The sequence below is a fragment of the Pseudomonas sp. UBA5666 genome (genome assembly GCF_002420785.1).
GTDB classification, from domain to species: Bacteria; Pseudomonadota; Gammaproteobacteria; order Pseudomonadales; family Pseudomonadaceae; genus Aquipseudomonas; species Aquipseudomonas fulva.
Window position 1 is genome coordinate 1 of the sequence record NZ_DIIQ01000017.1, and the last position, 19,915, is coordinate 19,915.

Annotated in this window: 20 protein-coding genes and 2 pseudogenes; 15 read left to right on the plus strand and 7 right to left on the minus strand. The window is 57.3% G+C overall.

The genetic code is table 11. The features are described 5' to 3' along the window. The first annotated feature begins 20 nt into the window (after window positions 1-20). Window positions 21-383: a DUF6088 family protein gene (locus B2Y33_RS10450; RefSeq protein WP_288632913.1), complete on the plus strand. Its 363-nt coding sequence runs from the start codon at window positions 21-23 to the stop codon at window positions 381-383. A 36-nt stretch (window positions 384-419) separates the two neighbouring features. On the opposite strand, the gene B2Y33_RS10455 is transcribed toward B2Y33_RS10450, so the two are convergent. Both B2Y33_RS10455 and B2Y33_RS10460 read right to left on the minus strand, forming a co-directional pair. Next, window positions 420-1,796, minus strand: a complete 1,377-nt coding sequence (locus B2Y33_RS10455) for a heavy metal sensor histidine kinase (RefSeq protein WP_206406104.1) — start codon at window positions 1,794-1,796, stop codon at window positions 420-422. Window positions 1,797-1,798: 2 nt separating this feature from the next. Further along, complete coding sequence (locus B2Y33_RS10460) at window positions 1,799-2,476, minus strand: heavy metal response regulator transcription factor (RefSeq protein WP_004374688.1); 678 nt, start codon at window positions 2,474-2,476, stop codon at window positions 1,799-1,801. A 207-nt stretch (window positions 2,477-2,683) separates the two neighbouring features. Here B2Y33_RS10460 and B2Y33_RS10465 point away from each other — a divergent pair. From B2Y33_RS10465 to B2Y33_RS10500, 8 genes and pseudogenes are all read left to right on the plus strand, one after another. After that, window positions 2,684-3,044, plus strand: a pseudogene (locus tag B2Y33_RS10465) (co-regulatory protein PtrA N-terminal domain-containing protein). A gap of 167 nt (window positions 3,045-3,211) precedes the next feature. Beyond that, the gene (locus tag B2Y33_RS10470) at window positions 3,212-3,769 is read left to right on the plus strand and encodes a cupredoxin domain-containing protein (protein WP_024616818.1); all 558 of its coding nucleotides are present in this window, start codon (window positions 3,212-3,214) and stop codon (window positions 3,767-3,769) included. A 147-nt stretch (window positions 3,770-3,916) separates the two neighbouring features. After that, the gene (locus tag B2Y33_RS10475; protein WP_003246762.1) at window positions 3,917-4,450 is read left to right on the plus strand and encodes a cupredoxin domain-containing protein; all 534 of its coding nucleotides are present in this window, start codon (window positions 3,917-3,919) and stop codon (window positions 4,448-4,450) included. Between the two features lie 79 nt (window positions 4,451-4,529). Continuing rightward, a complete protein-coding gene (locus B2Y33_RS10480) occupies window positions 4,530-4,778 on the plus strand; it encodes a DUF2933 domain-containing protein (protein WP_003246761.1) in 249 nt (82 codons plus the stop codon). Between the two features lie 5 nt (window positions 4,779-4,783). Further along, window positions 4,784-7,144: a heavy metal translocating P-type ATPase gene (locus B2Y33_RS10485; protein WP_206406105.1), complete on the plus strand. Its 2,361-nt coding sequence runs from the start codon at window positions 4,784-4,786 to the stop codon at window positions 7,142-7,144. A 173-nt stretch (window positions 7,145-7,317) separates the two neighbouring features. After that, window positions 7,318-9,044 (plus strand): annotated as a pseudogene (locus B2Y33_RS10490) (ATP-dependent nuclease). After that, on the plus strand, window positions 9,034-10,461 hold the full coding sequence (locus tag B2Y33_RS10495; protein WP_003139540.1) for a UvrD-helicase domain-containing protein: 1,428 nt from the start codon (window positions 9,034-9,036) through the stop codon (window positions 10,459-10,461). The pseudogene B2Y33_RS10490 and the gene B2Y33_RS10495 overlap by 11 nt, the downstream one beginning before the upstream one ends. 98 nt (window positions 10,462-10,559) lie before the next feature. After that, entirely contained in the window at window positions 10,560-10,760 is a 201-nt protein-coding gene (locus B2Y33_RS10500) for a heavy-metal-associated domain-containing protein (protein WP_003139539.1), read from the plus strand. Between the two features lie 145 nt (window positions 10,761-10,905). Here the strand turns inward: B2Y33_RS10500 and B2Y33_RS10505 are convergent, their stop codons facing one another. Genes B2Y33_RS10505 through B2Y33_RS10520 form a run of 4 tightly spaced genes read right to left on the minus strand, consistent with a single transcriptional unit; the run spans window position 10,906 to window position 13,075 of the window. Next, a complete protein-coding gene (locus B2Y33_RS10505; protein WP_181883471.1) occupies window positions 10,906-11,094 on the minus strand; it encodes a hypothetical protein in 189 nt (62 codons plus the stop codon). A 51-nt stretch (window positions 11,095-11,145) separates the two neighbouring features. Beyond that, window positions 11,146-11,937: a DNA-binding domain-containing protein gene (locus B2Y33_RS10510; protein ID WP_009394809.1), complete on the minus strand. Its 792-nt coding sequence runs from the start codon at window positions 11,935-11,937 to the stop codon at window positions 11,146-11,148. Then, window positions 11,934-12,770, minus strand: a complete 837-nt coding sequence (locus B2Y33_RS10515) for a DUF692 domain-containing protein (RefSeq protein ID WP_024616824.1) — start codon at window positions 12,768-12,770, stop codon at window positions 11,934-11,936. The genes B2Y33_RS10510 and B2Y33_RS10515 overlap by 4 nt, the downstream gene beginning before the upstream one ends. 44 nt (window positions 12,771-12,814) lie before the next feature. Beyond that, window positions 12,815-13,075 carry a membrane protein gene (locus B2Y33_RS10520; protein ID WP_004577564.1) on the minus strand — a complete coding sequence of 87 codons (261 nt, stop codon included), beginning with the start codon at window positions 13,073-13,075 and terminating at the stop codon, window positions 12,815-12,817. 290 nt (window positions 13,076-13,365) lie between these two features. Here B2Y33_RS10520 and B2Y33_RS10525 point away from each other — a divergent pair, with 290 nt between their 5' ends. The 6 genes from B2Y33_RS10525 (at window position 13,366) to B2Y33_RS10550 (ending at window position 18,280) form a co-directional block, all read left to right on the plus strand. Continuing rightward, a complete protein-coding gene (locus B2Y33_RS10525; RefSeq protein ID WP_074937829.1) occupies window positions 13,366-13,572 on the plus strand; it encodes a co-regulatory protein PtrA N-terminal domain-containing protein in 207 nt (68 codons plus the stop codon). A 194-nt stretch (window positions 13,573-13,766) separates the two neighbouring features. Continuing rightward, window positions 13,767-15,590 carry a copper resistance system multicopper oxidase gene (locus B2Y33_RS10530; RefSeq protein ID WP_206406106.1) on the plus strand — a complete coding sequence of 608 codons (1,824 nt, stop codon included), beginning with the start codon at window positions 13,767-13,769 and terminating at the stop codon, window positions 15,588-15,590. Window positions 15,591-15,602: 12 nt separating this feature from the next. After that, on the plus strand, window positions 15,603-15,914 hold the full coding sequence (locus tag B2Y33_RS10535; protein ID WP_003246749.1) for a hypothetical protein: 312 nt from the start codon (window positions 15,603-15,605) through the stop codon (window positions 15,912-15,914). Further along, complete coding sequence (locus B2Y33_RS10540) at window positions 15,904-16,995, plus strand: copper resistance protein B (RefSeq protein WP_054903494.1); 1,092 nt, start codon at window positions 15,904-15,906, stop codon at window positions 16,993-16,995. The genes B2Y33_RS10535 and B2Y33_RS10540 overlap by 11 nt, the downstream gene beginning before the upstream one ends. Window positions 16,996-17,004: 9 nt before the next feature. Further along, entirely contained in the window at window positions 17,005-17,847 is an 843-nt protein-coding gene (locus tag B2Y33_RS10545; RefSeq protein ID WP_177010983.1) for a c-type cytochrome, read from the plus strand. Then, window positions 17,837-18,280, plus strand: a complete 444-nt coding sequence (locus B2Y33_RS10550; RefSeq protein WP_177010984.1) for a DUF411 domain-containing protein — start codon at window positions 17,837-17,839, stop codon at window positions 18,278-18,280. Before B2Y33_RS10545 ends, B2Y33_RS10550 begins: the two co-directional genes overlap by 11 nt. Window positions 18,281-18,457: 177 nt before the next feature. Here the strand turns inward: B2Y33_RS10550 and B2Y33_RS10555 are convergent, their stop codons facing one another. Then, window positions 18,458-19,783, minus strand: coding sequence for an OprD family porin (locus B2Y33_RS10555; protein ID WP_177010985.1), 1,326 nt, complete (start codon window positions 19,781-19,783; stop codon window positions 18,458-18,460). Window positions 19,784-19,915 lie beyond the last annotated feature (132 nt).

Below are 19,915 nucleotides of genomic sequence, written 5' to 3' on the forward strand. Positions count from 1 at the left end.
ATTTTCCATCAGCGCCAACAGTGCTGGTCGACCACGGGGCTCGTGCCGCGAATAAATTAGGGCTGAGCACACAGGTTCCAGTTCGCTATGTCTTTCTAACCGACGGACGCTCTAGGGAGCTTCAGGTAGGCAAGACCACCGTGTCGATTCGGTATGCGCCTCGATGGTTGATGGCTCTAGGCGCTACTGGAGCGGGGGAAGCCATTCGAGCATTGGATTGGATTGGCGAGGCAAGCGTGGGGTATGCCGTTTTCAAACTTCATAAACTACTACCCGAGAGCGAATGGGGTGATCTGGTGTCAGCTCACCGCTCGTTACCTATCTGGATGGCGAATGCAATCTGCGCTCAGTCGAGTTGCACCCACCCTGTCAAGTTGGGCTAGCGGTTTAGCTGTAGCCTACTTACCGCCAGATCGGCATCATCTGGAATGGGGCAATTCGATGTGAAAGCCCGTGAGGCCGGCGGCTGAGGTGCACCAGATGCGGCCTTTGTGAGCCTCAATGATGGATCGGGTGATGGCAAGTCCGAGCCCGGCGTTGCTCGGGCTTCCCTCCCGCCGAGCGGGGTCGACCCGGTAAAAGCGGTCGAAGAGCTTCTCTAAATGCTCTGAGCTAATTGTGTCCCCTGGGTTCTCGATGCTGAAGGTTGTGGAGTCCGCTGTCTCGCGGATCAAAACCGAAATTGTATGTCCCACCGGCGTGTAGCGCAGTGCATTGGACAGCAAGTTGGAAAGTGCACGATCAAGCATCAGCCGATCTCCCAGCACTTGGCCTGTGCCTGTGAGCGATAGTTCAATGCCATGTTCTTCGGCCAGAAGGTGGTAGTAGTCAAACAGCTTGAAGACTACGTCAGCCAGTTCGATCCTGGCCTGCTCGGGGATGATCAGGCCATTATCAGCCTTGGCCAAGAAAAGCATGTCATCAATCATCCGAGACATGCGCTTCAAGTCCTCCAGGTTGGAGTAGAGATTCTCTTCATAGGCATTGATATCGCGTTTCTTGCTCAGCACGACCTCGGTGTGGGTCATCAGGTTGCTAACGGGCGTGCGTAGCTCGTGGGCAATGTCGGCCGAAAAATTGGAGAGCCTAACGAAGGCATCCTCTAGCCGAGCCAACATCGCATTGAAGGATAGAACCAGTTGCTGAAGTTCCCGCGGCACTGGTTCGAGAGGGATTCGTTCCTGTAACGAGCGAGCGGACATCCCGGAGGCCACATGAGTGACTTGCCGCAGAGGCCTAAGGCCGCTGCGAGCAACCACCCAGCCGAGCGCGGCACTGAACAGGGCACTGATGACCAATCCAATCCAGAACCATCGTTGCAGCGTGTCGAAAAAGTGTGTGTGATTGGTGACGTCAAGAATCAGCAAAGCTGTGAGCGGCTCAGCCTGATCGGCTACCGAGATTTGCGCCGTCATGCCGCGGTACATGTGTTGGCCGTTCTGCCACTCCCACATGCTCTGCTCATTTTCACGTCTGAAACGCTCTGGTACTTCGACTGCTCTGGGGTCGGAGAACAGTACAGAACCGTCACTGGCCAGGATAGTGGCCGCCAGATCCTGATGGACTCCCAGCAAGGCTCGCAACTGCGGTAATTCTTCCGAAAGGCTCGCTTCACCGCGAGCATTGTTGAGGATATGTTTGGCGGATTCGAGTTTCTCCACCAGGGCCTGCCGATCCAGCATCTTGAAGTGGTGCTGGCTGAGCATATTGAAACTCAGCCCTGCTACCGTCAGGACTGCAATTACCGCGGACATGAACATCAGGCTCATGCGTGCTGTCAGCGAAAGGTGCTTCATATTCACTCCGGCGCATCCATCATGTATCCCATGCCGCGGGCGGTATGAATCAGCTTGAGATCGAAATCGTCATCGATTTTTGCGCGTAGCCGGCGTACCGCAACCTCAATGACATTGGTGTCGCTGTCGAAATTCATGTCCCAAACCTGAGAGGCAATCAGCGACTTCGGGAGCACCTCGCCGCGCCGGCGCAGTAGCAGTTCCAGCAGTGAAAACTCCTTCGCGGTCAGGTCAATTCTTTTCCCGCCACGGATCGCACGCCGCTTCATCAGATCGACTTCCAGATCGGCAATTTTCATGGTGGTCTGCGTCGGCGAACCATTACCTCTGCGCAACAGCGTTCTGACCCTGGCCAGAAGCTCTGAGAAAGCAAATGGCTTGATTAGGTAGTCGTCCGCACCTAGCTCCAACCCTTTAACGCGGTCCTCCACACCATCGCGTGCCGTCAAGAACAGTACGGGGACGTCTTTTCCTGCTGCGCGCAACATGCGCAGCACTTCCCAACCGTCCAGCCCAGGCATCATTACATCCAGAATTAGCAGGTCATAGGCTTCGCTAAGTGCATGCTGAAGGGCATCTGTACCGGTCATAACCCGGTCGACATTGAACCCAGCCTCGGTGAGACCTTGCTGGAGGTACGTACCGGTTTTGGGTTCGTCTTCAGCTACCAGTAGTTTCATGTGTGCAGACTCCAAAAGTCGGGTGGCCTGAGTTTGCAGGCAAACCGCGGCCCCAACCAGAAGATTACGAAAATGTAATTCTGACTTCAGCTCACTGACAGGGTGGCTTGTCTAGGGTGCAAGCATGAGCACTAGGTTGTGCTCTCGGCCCTCGACAGACCAAAAGCAGAGGTGCCGGCCATAGTTAGCACTGATGGAGACTGCCCCATGAAATCGCTGAAACCTTTACTTCTGGTTGGTTCGCTGCTGCTTTCTTCTATGGTCTGGGCCGAAGGGGGGGGGTGATCGTACCTTTGAGCGCATGCAGCAGATGCGCGACAAAGCGGAAGCCGTGCTGATCCAGGCAGAGAAGGCCCCAGTCGGCGAGCGGCATGTGCATATGAAGGAGCACATGAACATGCTCGAAGACCTCATGAGTCAGCTGCACAATGAACATCCTGCTCCAGGCATGTCTGCCGAAGATCATTTGGCCTGGATGGAAAAACACGACAAGTTAGTAGACGACGTGCTGGGTCAAATGATTCGCGAGCACAAGCTGATGATGGCCGACAAAGAGTGCCATAAGTAAGAGTTTCCCCCATCTTCCAGGCCTTCCGTGATTGCTCCTTTGGCCTAGCGGCGCCTCAATGGCGCCGTGCTTTTTTCCAGCTGACGCAATTGTAGTTTTGGGGTCAGCGGCCTGGCAGGAAGCGGGGAATAGCATGAGATTTCCAGCCTACCTAGCGAGGTCTCACCATGAAACGCATCCCTCTTAAGCTGCTGATCAGCACACTGTTCATCAGCACCACTTTTCCGGCATTTGCCGAGACCAGCGACAGTAGCAATGGCATTGGGCAGCAGGCCCAGGCGACGCCAGCGACTCGTACCATCTTGGTAAAGATGGACGACATCAACTACAGCCAGAAAACGATCGATGTGAAGCCAGGTGAAACCGTGCGCTTCGTTCTGAAGAACGAGGGCGCGTTGATGCACGAGTTCAACATCGGGCAGGCAGCGTCCCAGCTGGAGCACCAGCGCAAGATGGCGTCCTTGTTCAAGGACGGCACACTGACCCCGACCGGCATGGCCGAGCGCATTGTCTGGCATGAGCGTTATGGCACGGGAGACTCCAACCCTCCAGGCTATCCGGAAGTCATCAAAGCCAAGCATGACGACCCGAACGCGGTTCTCGTCGAGCCCGGCACAACCAAAGAGTTCGTGTGGACCTTCCCTAAGGCGGGCAGTTTGAGCTTCGCCTGTACATTGCCTGGGCATTACCAGGCGGGGATGGTCGGTGAGTTTGCTCTGCGTTAGTCCGGCATCGGTGCTACCCGTTGGCAGCGGGCTGGGTAGCACCGATCTGACGAACCTTACTGCGATGTAGTTTTCACGTCAGCGTACCGCCAGCTGCACCTCATTAGCATCGGGACTCATCCCTCCTCAACACCTCAGAGGCACACCATGAAACTCAGACCCGCTTTCATAATCACCACCCTTGGCTTGCTGCTCAGTGCTGCCAATGCGCTGGCCAGCCCGGGCCACAAGAAAGACAGTATTGGGCAACCGGGAGACGGTCAGGCAGTAGATCGCACCATCGAAGTCCGGATGGGGGACATCTTCTTCGAACCCAAAGCAATGGAGATCAAAGCAGGCGAGACAGTTCGCTTCGTCCTGAAAAATGACGGTGCACTGCTACACGAATTCAATCTTGGCAAAGCGGCATCTCATGCCGCGCACCAGAAAGAGATGGCCGCGATGTTTCAGAACGGCACGCTGTCCCCTACAGGTGCACATGACATGAGCAATATGGGCCATGCCATGGGCGGCATGAAGATGGTCGGTATGGAACACGATGACCCCAACAGTGTTCTTGTCGAACCTGGAGCACGCGAAGAGTTGATCTGGACCTTCTCCGCCGCCACCGAACTGGAGTTCGCCTGCAATATTCCAGGACATTATCAGTCGGGAATGGTCGGTAAGGTGACCGTACGCTGACGTTTATTGATACTCGCCAACTCCGTCCAGTCTGAGACACCTATACTGATCCGGCCGCCATTGAAACGAGGCTATTGTCGTGGACCATACCCATCACACCAGTACCACTGAGCCGCCTTTTTGGAAGAGCAAGATTGGCATTGCGCTGATCATGCTGGCCGTAATCGGCATCTTCTATGTAGCGCGTGAGCATTACGGTCATCTTTCGCAGGCCCTGCCGTACCTCATCCTGCTGCTATGCCCGCTGATGCATCTGTTTGGCCACAATCACGGCGGGCACTCCCACTCCAGCAGCACCGCTGTTTCCAAGGACGAAGAAAGGACATAGATCGCATGCAAAAGACCTCCTGCCATCATGACCAGGATCATTCACATAACTCGCACGCCCACTCCGAGAGCCAGCGCGACCCGGTGTGTGGCATGGAGGTGAAATCTGATAGCCCATACCGCGAGAGCGTTGAAGGGAAGACCTATCGCTTCTGCAGTGCCAAATGCCTGCAGAAGTTTCAAATTGATCCCCACTCGTACATGGGCCACTCGTCTCATGAAGCACATCAGCATACGAGTCACCCTACGATATCGGCACCAGAAGGAGCCGCATATACCTGTCCGATGCATCCAGAGATTCGCCAACCGACCCCTGGCAACTGCCCGATCTGTGGCATGACGCTGGAGCCTGTCATCCCGGAGCTGGAAGAGGAGGAAAACCCGGAGCTGAAGGACTTCTCTCGGCGATTCTGGTGGACCCTACCGCTGACCGTCATCGTGACCGTGCTGGCGATGGCTGGCCATTCCTTGCAACTGTTTCATGGCACGACCCAGAACTGGGTCGAGCTGGCTCTGGCGACGCCCGTGACGCTATGGGGTGGCTGGGTGTTCTTCGCCCGCGGCATTGACTCCATCCGGCACCGCAGCCCCAACATGTGGACGCTGATCGGATTGGGAACTGCAGCTGCCTACCTCTACAGCGTGGCCGCTACCTTGGTTCCGCAGTGGTTTCCGGCGGCCTTTGTCCAGGACGGACGTATCGGCGTCTATTTTGAAGCAGCCGCGGTGATTATCTCACTCACGCTGTTGGGCCAAATGCTCGAACTAAAGGCCCGCTCGCAGACGTCCGCAGCTATCAAATCGCTGCTGGGACTGGCACCAAAGACAGCGCGGCGCATCATGCCCGATGGAGTAGAAGAGGACATTCCTCTAACCCATGTCCATCAGGGCGATCATCTGCGTGTCCGGCCAGGCGAGAAGGTTCCTGTAGATGGCACTGTGCTGGAGGGTGAGAGCGCAGTCGACGAATCGATGCTTACTGGAGAACCGTTACCCGTGACCAAACGGGCAGGGGATGCCCTTATCGGTGCCACCCTAAACACCCACGGCAGCCTAGTTATGGAGGCGCAGAAAGTCGGTGCCGAAACCATGCTGTCGCAGATCGTGCTGATGGTGGCCAAGGCCCAGCGCTCTAAGGCACCCATGCAGCGTATGGCCGATGCCGTTGCGGGGTATTTCGTGGTCGGGGTGATCCTGATCGCGATTCTGACCTTCTTCGGCTGGGGGCTGTTCGGGCCGGAATCTGGCTGGGTATTTGGCCTGATCAATGCGGTGGCGGTGCTGATCATTGCGTGTCCCTGCGCCCTGGGTCTGGCAACCCCGATGTCCGTCATGGTTGCGACTGGCAAGGCCGCTAGCAGCGGTGTGTTGTTCCGCGATGCCAGCGCCATCGAAAATCTATGCAAGATCGACACGCTCATCGTCGACAAGACCGGAACCCTGACTGAGGGGTGCCCCGTATTCCATAGTGCGGAAGGGACAGGCGGTTACGACTCCAATGAAGTGCTGCGCCTGGCTGCCAGTCTCGACCAGGGTAGTGAGCACCCGCTGGCTCATGCCATCGTCGATCATGCGCGGGGTCAAGGCATTGCACTGGTCAAACCGGACACTTTCGAGTCGGGCTCGGGTATTGGCGTGCGCGGTCAGGTCGATGGCCATCAGCTGCAGCTCGGCAACACCGCACTGATGGACGAGGCGGGCGTCGATATTACCCCGCTGCGCAATCGCGCCGAGCAACTGCGTCTGGAAGGCATCAGCATCATCTATTTGGCCGTTGATGGTCGCCTGGCGGGACTCCTGGCCGTTTCCGATCCGATCAAGCCTACTTCTCAACAGGCTGTCTCCAAGCTTCAAAGCGAAGACGTAAAGGTCATCATGGCCACTGGTGATGGCCTCACCACAGCAAGAGCCGTGGCGAAGCAGCTCGGAATCGAGGAAGTGCATGGTGAGGTCAAACCGCAGGATAAGGAGAAACTGGTCGCCGATTTGCAGGGCTATGGCCGTCGTGTCGCCATGGCGGGTGACGGCATCAACGATGCGCCCGCCCTGGCCAGGTCTGACGTAGGTATCGCCATGGGCACCGGTACCGATGTGGCGATGAACAGCGCCCAAGTGACGCTGGTCAAGGGAGATCTGATGGGCATCCTGCGAGCGCGCACCCTGTCAGTGGCAACCGTGAAAAACATGAGGCAGAACCTCGCCTTTGCGTTCCTCTACAACGCGATGGGAATCCCGCTAGCAGCGGGGCTGCTGTACCCGCTGACGGGGCATCTTCTGTCGCCCTTGATTGCTGCGCTGGCGATGAGTGTCAGCTCGGCGTCGGTGGTCTTCAATGCTCTGAGGTTGAAATCAACGGACATCGGATAGGCTTCCATACCACCGACCAGGTGATTATTCAGAAGCGCATCTGACCGGAAAATGCCGTACGGTAGTTTCCGGTCCGACCTATCTGTCGCAACACATAGTGACGAGGTGACGTTCGATGGACTGTTGCCGCTGCGGGTAGGAGACTGGTCGTCGTTAACCCATGAGGACTCTCCGTGGCCCGCATTCGCAGACTGATTATCAGCAACTTCCGATCTATCCAGGCGCTCGACTGGGTGCCGGCCCCAGGAATTAACTGCCTCATAGGTCCTGGCGATAGTGGAAAGTCCAGCATTCTAGATGCGATTGACCTTTGCGTCGGTGCCCGCCGGGGCGGCACGTTCGGCGACATGGACTTCTTCGCTCTGAACGTCGAAACACCCATCACCATCAGTGTGACGCTTGGCGATTTGCCGGTATCGCTGATGGATATCGATGTTTACGGCGAGTTCTTGCGTGGATTCAATCCAGGAACGGGAGAAGTCGAAGACGAACCGCGAGCGGGGCTGGAGACCGTTATCACCTTGCTTCTGCAAGTTGGTGCCGATTTGGAACCTACCTGGACACTTTTTTCTGAGCGTGCGGAGCAGCAGCAACTCGAACGCACTCTTCCCTGGAAGGAACGAGCGGCACTAGCACCCGCCCGTATCGGCAGCTTTGCGAGTTCGAACTTGTCGTGGAGTCGTGGCTCAGTGCTCAATCGACTTACTGACGAGCGTGCAGAGCTAGGTGCCGAACTTGCGCGCGCCGCGAGGCAAGCAAGAGCGAACTTTGGCAATCAAGCCGTCGGACATCTAACTCAGACGCTTGAGGTGGTGCAACGCACGGCTCAGCATCTTGGGGTTTCGGTTGGAGCGATGCCACAAGCACTCCTTGACGCACATTCTGTGTCGATTGGCGAGGGTGCGATCGCGCTGCACAGCGACACAGGCATTCCCCTTCGCTCCCTTGGCACGGGCTCGTCGCGATTGCTAGTGGCAGGGTTGCAAAGAGCTGCAGCTAGCGCCGCGCCAATTGCTCTTGTCGATGAGGTGGAATATGGGCTTGAACCTCATCGGCTCATGCGATTCCTGGACTCCCTGGGCGCAAAGGACGCTGCCGCTCCGCTGCAGGTCTTCATGACGACTCACTCACCGGTCGCGCTGCGCGAATTGTCCGGCAGCCAGTTATTCGTTGTTCGGTCTGGGCCTCAACGCCACAGCGTTATGGCGGCAGGGGAGGCCAACGAAGTACAAAGTACCCTTCGGAAGGACCCAGAGGCATTCCTCGCCAAATCCATTATCGTTTGCGAGGGTGCCAGCGAGGTTGGCTTCGCGCGTGGCCTTGACCAATGGTGGGGCAGCCTTGGCGCTACCTCATTCCTGGCTCATGGTGGCGCTTATGTGGACGCGGCGGGGGAAGTCCCGATAACAGTCTTATCCGCGGAACGGCACTTCAGAACCTAGGCTATCGCGTGATGGTTTTTGTAGACGCCGACAAACCTTCGACCGCAGGGCTACCTGAAGCATTCTTGGCCGCAGGCGGACAAATTCTGACATGGCGACCAGGTCTCACTCTGGAGGACGAGATCTTCCGCCATCTCAGTGACCAAGCACTCGATGCACTTCTGGCGAAAGCCGAAACAATAGTGGGTGCAGAGCTGATGAATGCGCACATCCAGACGAAGTCCCAAGGACGTATGACACTACATGACATCAAAGCTGAAAGACTTATTCAGGGCTACTTGCCCGCGACGCGAGAGCTTTTGGGAGCTGCATCTCGTATCCGCAACAGCGGGTGGTTCAAGTCGTTGACAACCTATCAGGAGGTTGCAAGGGACATCGTCGGCCCGTCTCTACAGAACGCCGACCAGGGCTTCATGGCAGTCACGAATCAGCTCTGGACGTTTACAAGTGCCCCTTGAGATCGATCTTTTCGCTATCGAGCGTGGCTCCATAACAGCCCCCGCAGGTTGTGGAAAAACGCAATTGATTGCCGAGACGCTCATCGCGCATAGGCAGAGCAAACCCATACTCGTACTAACGCACACGAACGCAGGCGTTGCGGCCTTACGGGCACGCCTGAGACGAGCCGGCGTTCCTAACTCCGCATATCGAGTCTCCACCATTGATGGATTCTCGATGCGCCTCATCGCTAAGTTCCCAGCGCGAAGCGGCCATAACCCACAGATCTTACAGCTCCACCAGCCCAACACCGACTACCCTGCAATTCGGCACGCCGCCATGCTGTTACTGCAGGCAGGCCACCTTGCTCAGCCTCTCCGTGCCACTTACGCGCGCTTGCTTGTCGACGAATACCAGGACTGCAACGTCGTCCAGCACGCCATCGTGTCAGGTTTGGCCCAGGTGCTACCGACCTGCGTGCTCGGTGACCCAATGCAAGCCATCTTCGACTTTCGTGGCAATCGACTGGTGCATTGGGCGAATGAGGTGCAGCCCCTGTTCCCCGCGGCAGGAGAGCTGAGGATACCCTGGCGCTGGCGGCTGGCCGGAGCTGAGAACCTTGGGCAGTGGCTACTCGCCATACGGCAGCAACTTCAAGTTGGCCAGCCGGTGGATCTGCGCACGGCTCCGGCAGAAGTGCGCTGGGTGCAGCTCAACGCCGGGACCGAAGTCCAGCAGCGGCTGGTGGCCGCTAGAACCGAGTCACCCAACGCTCGGGGCAGCGTCCTCATCATCGGGGACTCCATCAACGTGCAAGGTCGCCATCAGCTCACGAGCCAGACACCCGGCGCCATGGCCGTCGAAGCCGTCGACCTAAGGGACCTCGTCAACTTCGCCAGGAACTTTAACCTGCAGGGTGCCAATGCTCTGGCACAACTTGCGGAATTTGCTTCAAGCGTGATGACGGGGGTAGGTGCAGCAAACCTGCGAACGCGTGTGGAGTCTCTGCGCACAGGACGTGCCCGAACGCCACCGACCCCGGCCGAGGCCGAGGCCGTCGCATTCGTCGGGGAGCCAACACCGCAGCGAGCACTCCTTGTGCTCAACGCCCTCGCCGAACAGCCGGGGGCACGGGTGTACCGACCGGAAGTTCTGCACTGCTGCCGGTCCGCTATGCAAGCTGTGGCGGGAGGTACAGCCGACTTTCTGAGTGCAGCCATTCAAGCGCGAGAACGCAATCGACACCTTGCCCGCTCCATCGCAAGACGCTCGGTAGGCAGCACATTACTTCTCAAGGGGCTCGAGGCCGATGTCTCGGTTGTTCTGCATCCTGAACTTATGACCGCTCAGAATCTGTATGTCGCCCTGACGAGGGGCGCAAGGCACGTAGTGGTGTGTTCATCGAACCCCATCCTGATGCCTGTGAACAACGGCTGAGCCTTATTGTTGCGTTTGCGCACTTGACCTTGCCATCGTGTCAAGGTCGATGCTGTCTGTGCGGTAACTTGAGCCGCGGACGAAATGAGGTGAGAGAGATGTTCAGCCTGAATGTTTCGGGTATGGGTTGTGGCAGTTGTGTCAGCAAAATCACGAAGGCCATCCAGACGCTGGATCAGGACGCACGCGTAGAGGTGGATCGGGCAGCCGGCAAGGTCACTGTAGAGAGCACAGAAAGTGCCGAATCGATCCGCGAGCTGATCCAGGAGCTTGGTTATGCGGCCCAGGTCAGCGCTTGAGCGCTGGCCGCCGACCGACTAAATCTCCAGTTCTGAGAGCTCTTTCAGCCCGTGAATACTGGTGACCTCGTTAGTAATACCTTCATCCCCATCTCGGCCGCGAAGCCAGTTTGAGTGATCGCCTGGCTCGCGCATTTCCAGCGTGTCATAGGAGTAGCGCTTTCGCTTGAACAGGCATTTTCAATGCGGCGAACTCGTGGCTTTTCTCGTCTTCTATTCCGACGACTTTTCCTACAAGCGCCTCCCAATGACCGACGCCGTCGGCCAGCATCGCCTGGTAAGTCTCTGGGTCCAGCAAGGCTTGCTGTTTGAAATGAATGATGCGGTGTGTCATAGACGCGCTCGGGAGTGGCCAAAGAGAAGCCGCTAGCCTATAGGTTCCGGGTCATTCGTGAATAGTTGCCCTGAGCTTTAGCAAACCTTCGTTGACCCACAATTTCAACCAAGTTGCGGCCTGCAGGGGGGCTTGCTCTCCATGTGTTGCGCTCAATGACTCGCAGAGTTCGGCGAACGATCCACCCTCGACGAAAAACCGCAATGCTGACGCCTCTTCTGGCTCCAGGCTTCGGTAATGGCATACGAGGTTATGACGCCAGACCAGACAGTCTCGATTCCCGGCTGGTTGGGTGGCAACGGGAAGCAGATCCCCAGACTTGGCAGCCTTCCACAGCGCCAGGGTGTTGTACTGCAATCGCAGCCATCTGGCAGATGGAGTCAGGGAAACCCTGAATGAAACCCAGTCTTCAGCCGAAAACTCACTGATGGCCTGCAGTGAAAGCGCTTCGACATCCTGAGCATCGAAAGCCAGTGTAAAAGCCCACTCCAGCTCCGCGAGTTCGCGCATCGGTGAAAGTTGAGGTTCCGCAATGTAGCTGCGAATGAACTCGGGCAGCTTTTCACCCAGCCAGCGAATGCTGAAATGCCGCGGTGGCCAGGCGGCGATATAGGCCAGTGCGAGTTGCTCGAACGACTCTTCTCCCAGCCATTGCTGCAGCGCCGGGAAATCCTCGCGCAGCACCGCCAGCAGGCGCGAGCGATAGGCGTTATGGTAGATCCGCAGGCCTTCGAGGGCACTCAGCGCAGTGCAACCCCGGACTTGCTCCAAAAGCTCGTTGGAGGGCAGGGCACCATCTGTCAGGTAAGTTTCAAATGCAGTCTGTAAGGCGCTTAGGCTCAAAGGGTTGCCCTCGATATCACGCCATTGGCGATAGCTCGGGCATGCTCCAACTCGGATAACAGATCCTCGAACGGTGGAAAATGATCATCCCGCTCGATCAACGTCGACGTTGGACCCAAGTAGCTCAAAGTCTTGCTGTAGAGCGCCCAAACCGGGTCAGCGATGGGCTGGTCGTGGGTGTCGATGAGGTATTGCCCGTAATCGCTATGCCCGGCCAGGTGAATTTGACGAATCCGCTCGTGCGGCAATTCCAAGATGAACTGCCATGGGTCGAAATCCTGATTTCGTGCGCTGACGTAGACGTTGTTCACGTCAAGGAGCAATTCGCAACCGGTCAGGAAACTCAGTTCCGAGAGAAACTGCGATTCGCTCATGCTGGACGTCTTCCACTGCACGTAAGAAGAAACGTTCTCCAGCACAATGGGACGTTCCAGAACATCCTGCACTAGACGCACCCGCGCGGCGACATGCAGCAGGCTTTCTTGGGTAAATGGCAGCGGCAGCAGGTCGTGGAGTTGATGGGCGTTGCCGCGACTCCAGCACAAGTGGTCGGAAACCCACTGGGGCTGTATCCGGTCCGCCAGTTGCTTGAGCTGTCGTAGGTAGCCCATGTCCAGGTTATGTGAACCGCCGATCGACAGCGATACTCCGTGCATCACCAACGGGTATTGCTCGCCAATCGCATCGAGAAAGTAGAGGGCCTTGCCACCGCCCACCAGGTAATTCTCGGAAATGATCTCAAACCAGTCGACCGCAGGTCGCTGTTCAAGAATCTGCTGGTAATACTCACTGCGAAGGCCAAGACCGAACCCCAGTGTTTTGTGCTTACTCATTCAAGACTCCAGCAGGGGAGTGGCAGGCACTCCCCGCAACGGCATTATTCGCTGGTCTTACCACCGGCCTCATCGCACTTGGCCTGAGTCATCAGCTTGAAACCCTGGCCTTTACATTCTCCCTGGCCTTTGCAGGCATTTTTGGCGGTCATGCAGTCGTTCTGGCCCTTGCAACCGTTGACGCCGAAGCACTTCACTTCAGCTGCTTTGGTGTCCTGGGCGGCCTGGACAGGCAGGGTAGCAAACAGGCTGGCGGCCACGAGAGCCAGAGCGGCACCGGTAGCGACGTTGGATTTATTCGACATAGTGACAATCTCTCTTAATTGTTGGTGGTCTTATCCGCGGGTGCGAATGACCCTGAGTAGCTTAGGCATCGCTGCCGTGCATGCCCTCCCAAGAAATTCGCAAGGCTTTATGAGGGCATGAAAGACAGTACCGAGCCTTCTGGATGGGCTACAAGAAAGAAATAGCAACCTGACAGAACTGTAATGTTCGGCTCAGGTTGCTGACAGGCCCTCTTAGTTAACGTGACATCGAGCCTAAAGCTCGGCCTCTGCAGCTGCAGGGACCACTTAACTTACGAGGAATACCCAAAATGAAATCGATCAAAGCTCTGTTTGTAGTTACTGCTCTGAGCATCTCCAGCTTGGCAATGGCTGAAGGTGGTGCTGACCGAACCTTCGCGCGCATGGAGCAGGCACGCCAGACGTCTCTGGAGGCCTACCGGGTGGCCCAGCAGCAGAAAGTTGAGGCTCCTGTAGCCAGCAGTCCAACCGAGCAAGCAGAGCACACCAACTGCTGAAGTCATCTACCTTACAGAAATGTAATCACCCGGATGGTTGGGATATGGCAGTTTCATACTGCTCATCGTCGGTAAGGCATTGTGCAATGCACCGACGTGGAAAGTTGAGGGGTAAATCCCCGACATTGAAGCAGCCATGAACCCGAGACCGGGCACACCATCACCGGCTCATTTGACGGATTGGACAAAACGGCATGCAAAGCAAAACCACAAGGCGCACCTTCGTCAAAGGCCTGACAGCCACCGGTATTATCGGCGGACTTGGCCTGTGGCGCACGCCGGTCTGGGCGGTGAACAGCCCCGGCCAGCCCAACGTACTGACTGGTAACGAATTCGACCTATTCATCGGTGAAACCCCGGTGAACATCACCGGCGCAGCGCGCACGGCCATGACCATCAACGGCTCGCTCCCTGGGCCGATTCTTCGTTGGCGCGAAGGCGATACCGTCACATTGCGCGTGCGCAACCGCCTCAAGGAGGACACCTCCATCCATTGGCACGGCATCATCCTGCCGGCGAACATGGATGGTGTTCCTGGCCTGAGCTTCCATGGCATCGCCCCTGATGGCATGTATGAGTACAAGTTCAAGGTCAACCAGAACGGCACCTACTGGTATCACAGCCATTCTGGGCTCCAGGAGCAGGTCGGCGTATACGGTGCGCTGGTCATCGATGCCAAGGAGCCCGAGCCCTTCAGTTACGACCGTGATTACGTCGTGTTGCTGAGCGACTGGACGGATGAAAATCCAACGCGGGTACTGGCCAAGCTCAAGAAACAGTCGGACTACTACAACCAGCACAAACGCACCGTTGGTGACTTCATCGATGACGTAAGCGAGATGGGTTGGTCCGCCGCCGTAGCCGATCGCAAGATGTGGGCCGAGATGAAGATGAGCCCGACGGATCTCGCTGACGTCAGTGGCTACACCTACACCTACCTGATGAATGGCCAGGCACCCAATGGCAACTGGACCGGCATATTCAAACCAGGCGAAAAGATCCGCCTGCGCTTCATCAACGCCTCGGCGATGACCTATTTCGATGTGCGCATCCCGGGCCTGAAGATGACTGTGGTTGCGGCCGATGGTCTGCACGTCAAACCGGTCAGCGTCGACGAGTTCCGTATCGCCGTGGCCGAGACCTACGACGTGATCGTCGAACCAGACAGCGAACAGGCGTATACCGTGTTTGCACAATCCATGGATCGCACTGGCTATGCGCGCGGCACCCTTGCTGTACAGGAGGGGTTGAGTGCACCAGTACCCAGCCCCGACCCGCGTCCGCTGATTGCCATGGGCGACATGGGTATGGATCACGGCAGCATGGGCGGTATGGATCACGGGAACATGGCCGGGATGGATCAGGGCAATATGGCGGGAATGGATCATGGCAGCATGCAGGGTGGCATGGCTGGTATGGATCACAGCCAGATGGCCGGAATGGATCATTCAAACATGGCTGGCATGGCTGGCATGGCTGGCATGGCTGGCAACATGCAGGCACACCCGGCCTCAGAGACCAACAATCCTTTGGTCGACATGCAGACCATGACGCCGACGCACAAGCTGGACGACCCAGGTATCGGCCTGCGTGATAACGGCCGGCGCGTCCTGACTTACTCTGACCTGCGCAGCACCTTCCCTGATCCGGACGGGCGTGAGCCAAGTCGCACCATCGAGCTGCACCTCACCGGGCATATGGAGAAATTCTCCTGGTCCTTCGATGGAATCAAGTTCTCTGACGCCGAGCCTCTGCGCCTCAAGTACGGCGAGCGTGTTCGCATCACGCTGGTCAACGACACCATGATGACTCACCCGATCCATCTTCATGGCATGTGGAGTGATCTGGAGGATGCGAACGGCAATTTCCTGGTGCGTAAACACACCATCGACATGCCGCCAGGTTCCAAGCGCAGCTATCGGGTGACCGCCGATGCGTTGGGGCGTTGGGCCTATCACTGCCACCTGTTGCTCCACATGGAAATGGGCATGTTCCGTGAAGTCCGTGTGGATGAGTAAAGGAGATTTCTGATGAGTACTTTTATGAAGCGTAATGCCCTGTTTGGCAGCGCAGCGATGTTCAGTCTTTTGGCTGTTCTGCACGCGCCGACGTCATTGGCAGGTGAGGGGCACAGCGAGCACGAACAACATGCTGCCGAGTCGGCTGCGCCCGACGCCAGTGACAAGCCTGCAGATCAATCGAAAGGCAAGGCCGCTGGCCATCAGATGGATCATGGCGCCATGGATCATGAGGGTATGAACCATGACGATATGGGGCACGAGAAGATGATGGATAAGCATGGCGGCACCGAAGCCGAAGCAGGTTCGAACCATGACCACTAGGTTTTCACGCCCGTCCCTCATAGCGCTGGCCGTGTCGCTGAGTGCACTCAGCGGCGGCGTTACCCAGGCTGCGGAAGAAATGGATCATTCGGCAATGGGGCACGGCTCCATGTCGATGGACCACAGCCAGATGGGCCACGGTTCCGCCAAAGCGCCGATGGAGGGCATGGATCACAGCAAGATGGATCATGGTGCCATGCAGAGCGAATCGGGCAGCATGGACCATAGCCAGATGGGCCACAGCCAGAGCCAAGAGAAGGCCCCAGCCATGGACCACAGCAAGATGGGACACGGCACCATGCAGGGACAGATGGAGGGCATGGATCATTCGAAGATGAACCATGGCTCCGCTGAAGCCCCGAGAACTACCAGTCGTACGCCGATTCCCGTTCTGACGGATGCTGATCGCCAAGCGGCTTTCCCGCCACTGCCTGGCCACAAGGTGCATGACAGCGCCATCAACAGCTTTTTCCTGCTCGATCAGCTCGAATACCAAGACGCAGATGAGGGCAGCACCCTGGCCTGGGATGCGTCGGGTTGGGTAGGCGGTGATATCAACCGGGTCTGGTTCCGCTCCGAAGGCGAGCGTACCAACGGCGTTACCGAGGACGCTGAATTACAGCTGCTGTACGGCCGCTCGATCGGCCCTTGGTGGGATGTCGTCGCGGGCGTTCGCCAGGACTTTAAACCGGAGTCGCCGCAGACTTGGGCTGCCTTCGGTATCCAGGGCATGGCGCTTTACGCCTTTGAGGCCGAAGCCACGGCCTTCGTCGGCGAGAATGGCCAAACTGCTGCCCGACTGGAGGGCGAGTACGACATTCTGCTGACCAACCGGCTGATTCTCCAGCCAACTGCCGAAATGAACTTCTACGGCAAGAACGATCCTGAGCGAGGTGTGGGGTCTGGGTTGGCAAATACCGAGCTCGGCTTGCGTCTGCGTTACGAGATTGTCAGACAGTTTGCTCCCTATGTCGGGGTTTCCTGGAGCCGCTCCTATGGCAACACGGCAGACATGGTGCGCGACGAGGGCGGTGATGTAGACGAGGCGCGTTTTGTCGCCGGTATCCGGATGTGGTTTTGAGAACCTGACATGAAAAGAACAATTAAAACTTTGGTGGCGGCCGGCGTGGTCGGTAGCACAGCTGTCCTGGCCGGCGCCTACTTTGGCGTGGTCAACGTGGGGGCCGATGATCCCCATTTTCCTGCAGTGCATGCGTTTCTCACGATGGCCCGCGACCGCTCTATCGAAGTCCGTTCGCAGGACATCGAGGTTCCCAACCTGGATGATCAAGCTCTTATTCGCGCCGGTGCGGGCAACTACAACTCCATGTGTATCGGCTGTCATTTGGCGCCAGGTGTGGCGGAGACCGAGCTAAGCCAATCGCTTTACCCTGCGCCTCCCAACCTCGCCAAGATCGGTGTCGATGGCAATCCGTCAGCAGCGTTCTGGGTGATCAAGCATGGCATCAAGGCAACGGGTATGCCTGCGTGGGGCAAGAGCATGGGCGATGAGTACATCTGGGGCATGGTTGCCTTCCTTGACCAATTGCCGACGATGGATGCCAAGCAATACCAAGCACTCGTCGCATCCAGTGGCGGCCATCAGCATGGTGGTGGGGAAACGCAAATGCACAATCATGAAGGTCAGCACGGCGACAACAAGCCTGGCCATCATGGCAATAGCGGCGGTGGCGAAGACCATCATGGAACAGGTGATGCCGGAGAGCCTGGCCATCACGATGCCGCGGCTACTGATAGCGAGGGTAGCTCCGCACCTGAAGCAGGTCACCATTCGGACATGAGTGGCGATGATCACCATGCCGGGGATGAGGCCGCCCCCAGCGGCGGAGACCATCATTCCGAGCAAACTCCGAATGCCTCGCCCAAGACCCACACCCACGCCGATGGCAAAGAGCACGTGCATGAAAGCTAAATATCTGGCCTTGCTGGCCGCTCTCTCCGTGACATCTGCAGTTCAAGCCACTGATGTCCTGACGATCGATGTCCATCGTGATGCCAATTGCGGATGTTGCAAGAAGTGGATCTCACACCTCGAAGCGAATGGCTTCAAAGTCGTCGACCATGTTGAAAGCAACATGACGGCAGTGAAGCAAAGTCTGGGCGTCGCGCCGCGGTTGGCGTCTTGTCACACCGCGGTGATTGACGGCAAGTTCGTCGAAGGTCATGTGCCGGCGGCTCAGGTCATCGAACTCACCAAGCGCGATGATCTCGTGGGCATCGCTGTTCCCGGGATGCCGGCGGGCTCCCCCGGTATGGAAGTCGATGGCGTACAGCATGCCTACCAGGTCATTGGCTTGACCAAGGCGGGGTCTGATCAGGTCGTTGCAGAATATCCCGCTCAGTAGTACTGCCTGCCAGCACGGCCGCTTGTGTGTAGTGGCCGACTCTTTTTCATACGCCCTTTAACCTAAGTAAAAAAGGCGCCCGAGGGCGCCAAGGGCTGTCTCCAAACCAAAGGAGCACTACGAGGGGACAGCAGGACCAAGGCGCGAGCGGGCAATCAACCCGCCCGCTTGCCAGGGTTAGAGAACTTCCAGCGGGTACTCGACAATCAGGCGGACTTCATCCAGATCCGACTCGTAATCGGTCGCGCGAGTGGTCATTTGGCGAACACGGAAAGACATATCCTTCAGTGATCCAGTCTGCACAACGTACTTGGCCTCGATGTCCCGCTCCCAGCGCTTCTGGTTGGTCAACGGATCGCCGTTGTCATCACGGCGCATATAGACTTCGTTGGCCTTGCTGTAGTCGGCATCCCAGCCCTGGGCATATCGAGTCATGAAGCTCAACCCAGGCACACCGAAAGACTCCATATCCAGGTCGTAGCGCACTTGCCATGACTTCTCCTTCGGCGAGTTGAAGTCGCTGTACTGGATGGAGTTGTCGAGGTAGATGGAGTCCGATTGGCGCAAGTAGTCGAAGTCATCATCGCCATTGTTGCGCTGGAGACCCACCAGCACTGTATGAGCGCCGAATTGGATGCCGACCTTGCCGCTCCAGATGTTGTTATCGAAGCTCCCGAGGAGCTGCCTCCCTTCATCGATCGCCTTGTAGTAGTTCAGCCCGCCGATCAAGGCGACATCGTCCGCAAGCGGGTAGATCAGCGTGGTGCCCGCGTAATATTGATTCCAGGCATCCTTGAGGCGGCTGGTGTAGAGACTAAAGCCGACGTTGTCATTAAGCGTGTAATCACCACCGAAATAGGCGATCCATGGCGAGTCCACTTCGCCCGCGTAGAAGGTAGCGAAGCCGTCGCGCATGCTGCTGGTATTGGGTTGGCTCATCGAGTGGAGGCGACCGCCCTGAAGCGACAGTCCTTCCACGCTGCTGTTGACCACGGTGACACCTCGGAAACTCTCCGGTAAAAGCCGTGCATCACCGTATTGGACGACCGGGCTGACGGGAAAGACGTCGCCTACCTTGATCTCGGTATCCATGAACCGAGTTTTCACCGCGCCCCCCAGTTTGGAGTAGTTGTCCTCAGCCTGCCCGAGGCTGTTGTAAGGCATCACGTCGACTGAGCCGCCTGCTCCAGAACGGCCGTCGCCGGTGTCAAGCTTGAGCCCTAGCATGGCAAAGGCATCGACACCAAAGCCTATGGTGCCCTCGGTGAAACCAGACTCGAATCTGCCTATCACGCCATGCGCCCACTCTTCCGAATAGCCATTACCCGAGCTGCTGGACTGGCCTTTACGGAAATCGCGGTTGAAGTAGAGATTTCGATTGAGAATGGTCAGGCTGCTGCCTTCGATAAATCCCTCGCCTTTCTCGCCGGCGGCCATTGCAGCTTGCCCGGTACTGACGCTCAGAGTGAGCAGAGAAAGTCCTAACAGGGTTCTGTTATTCATAAATGCTCCTGATGTTATTGGCAGTTGTCATTGTGTGGTCGCATATATGTGCCAAGCGCGCCGGGCATAGCCAGGCACGCCTTGGTCATATTTCCACATGCCAAATAACGTCAGGGTGACTTGGAAATTACA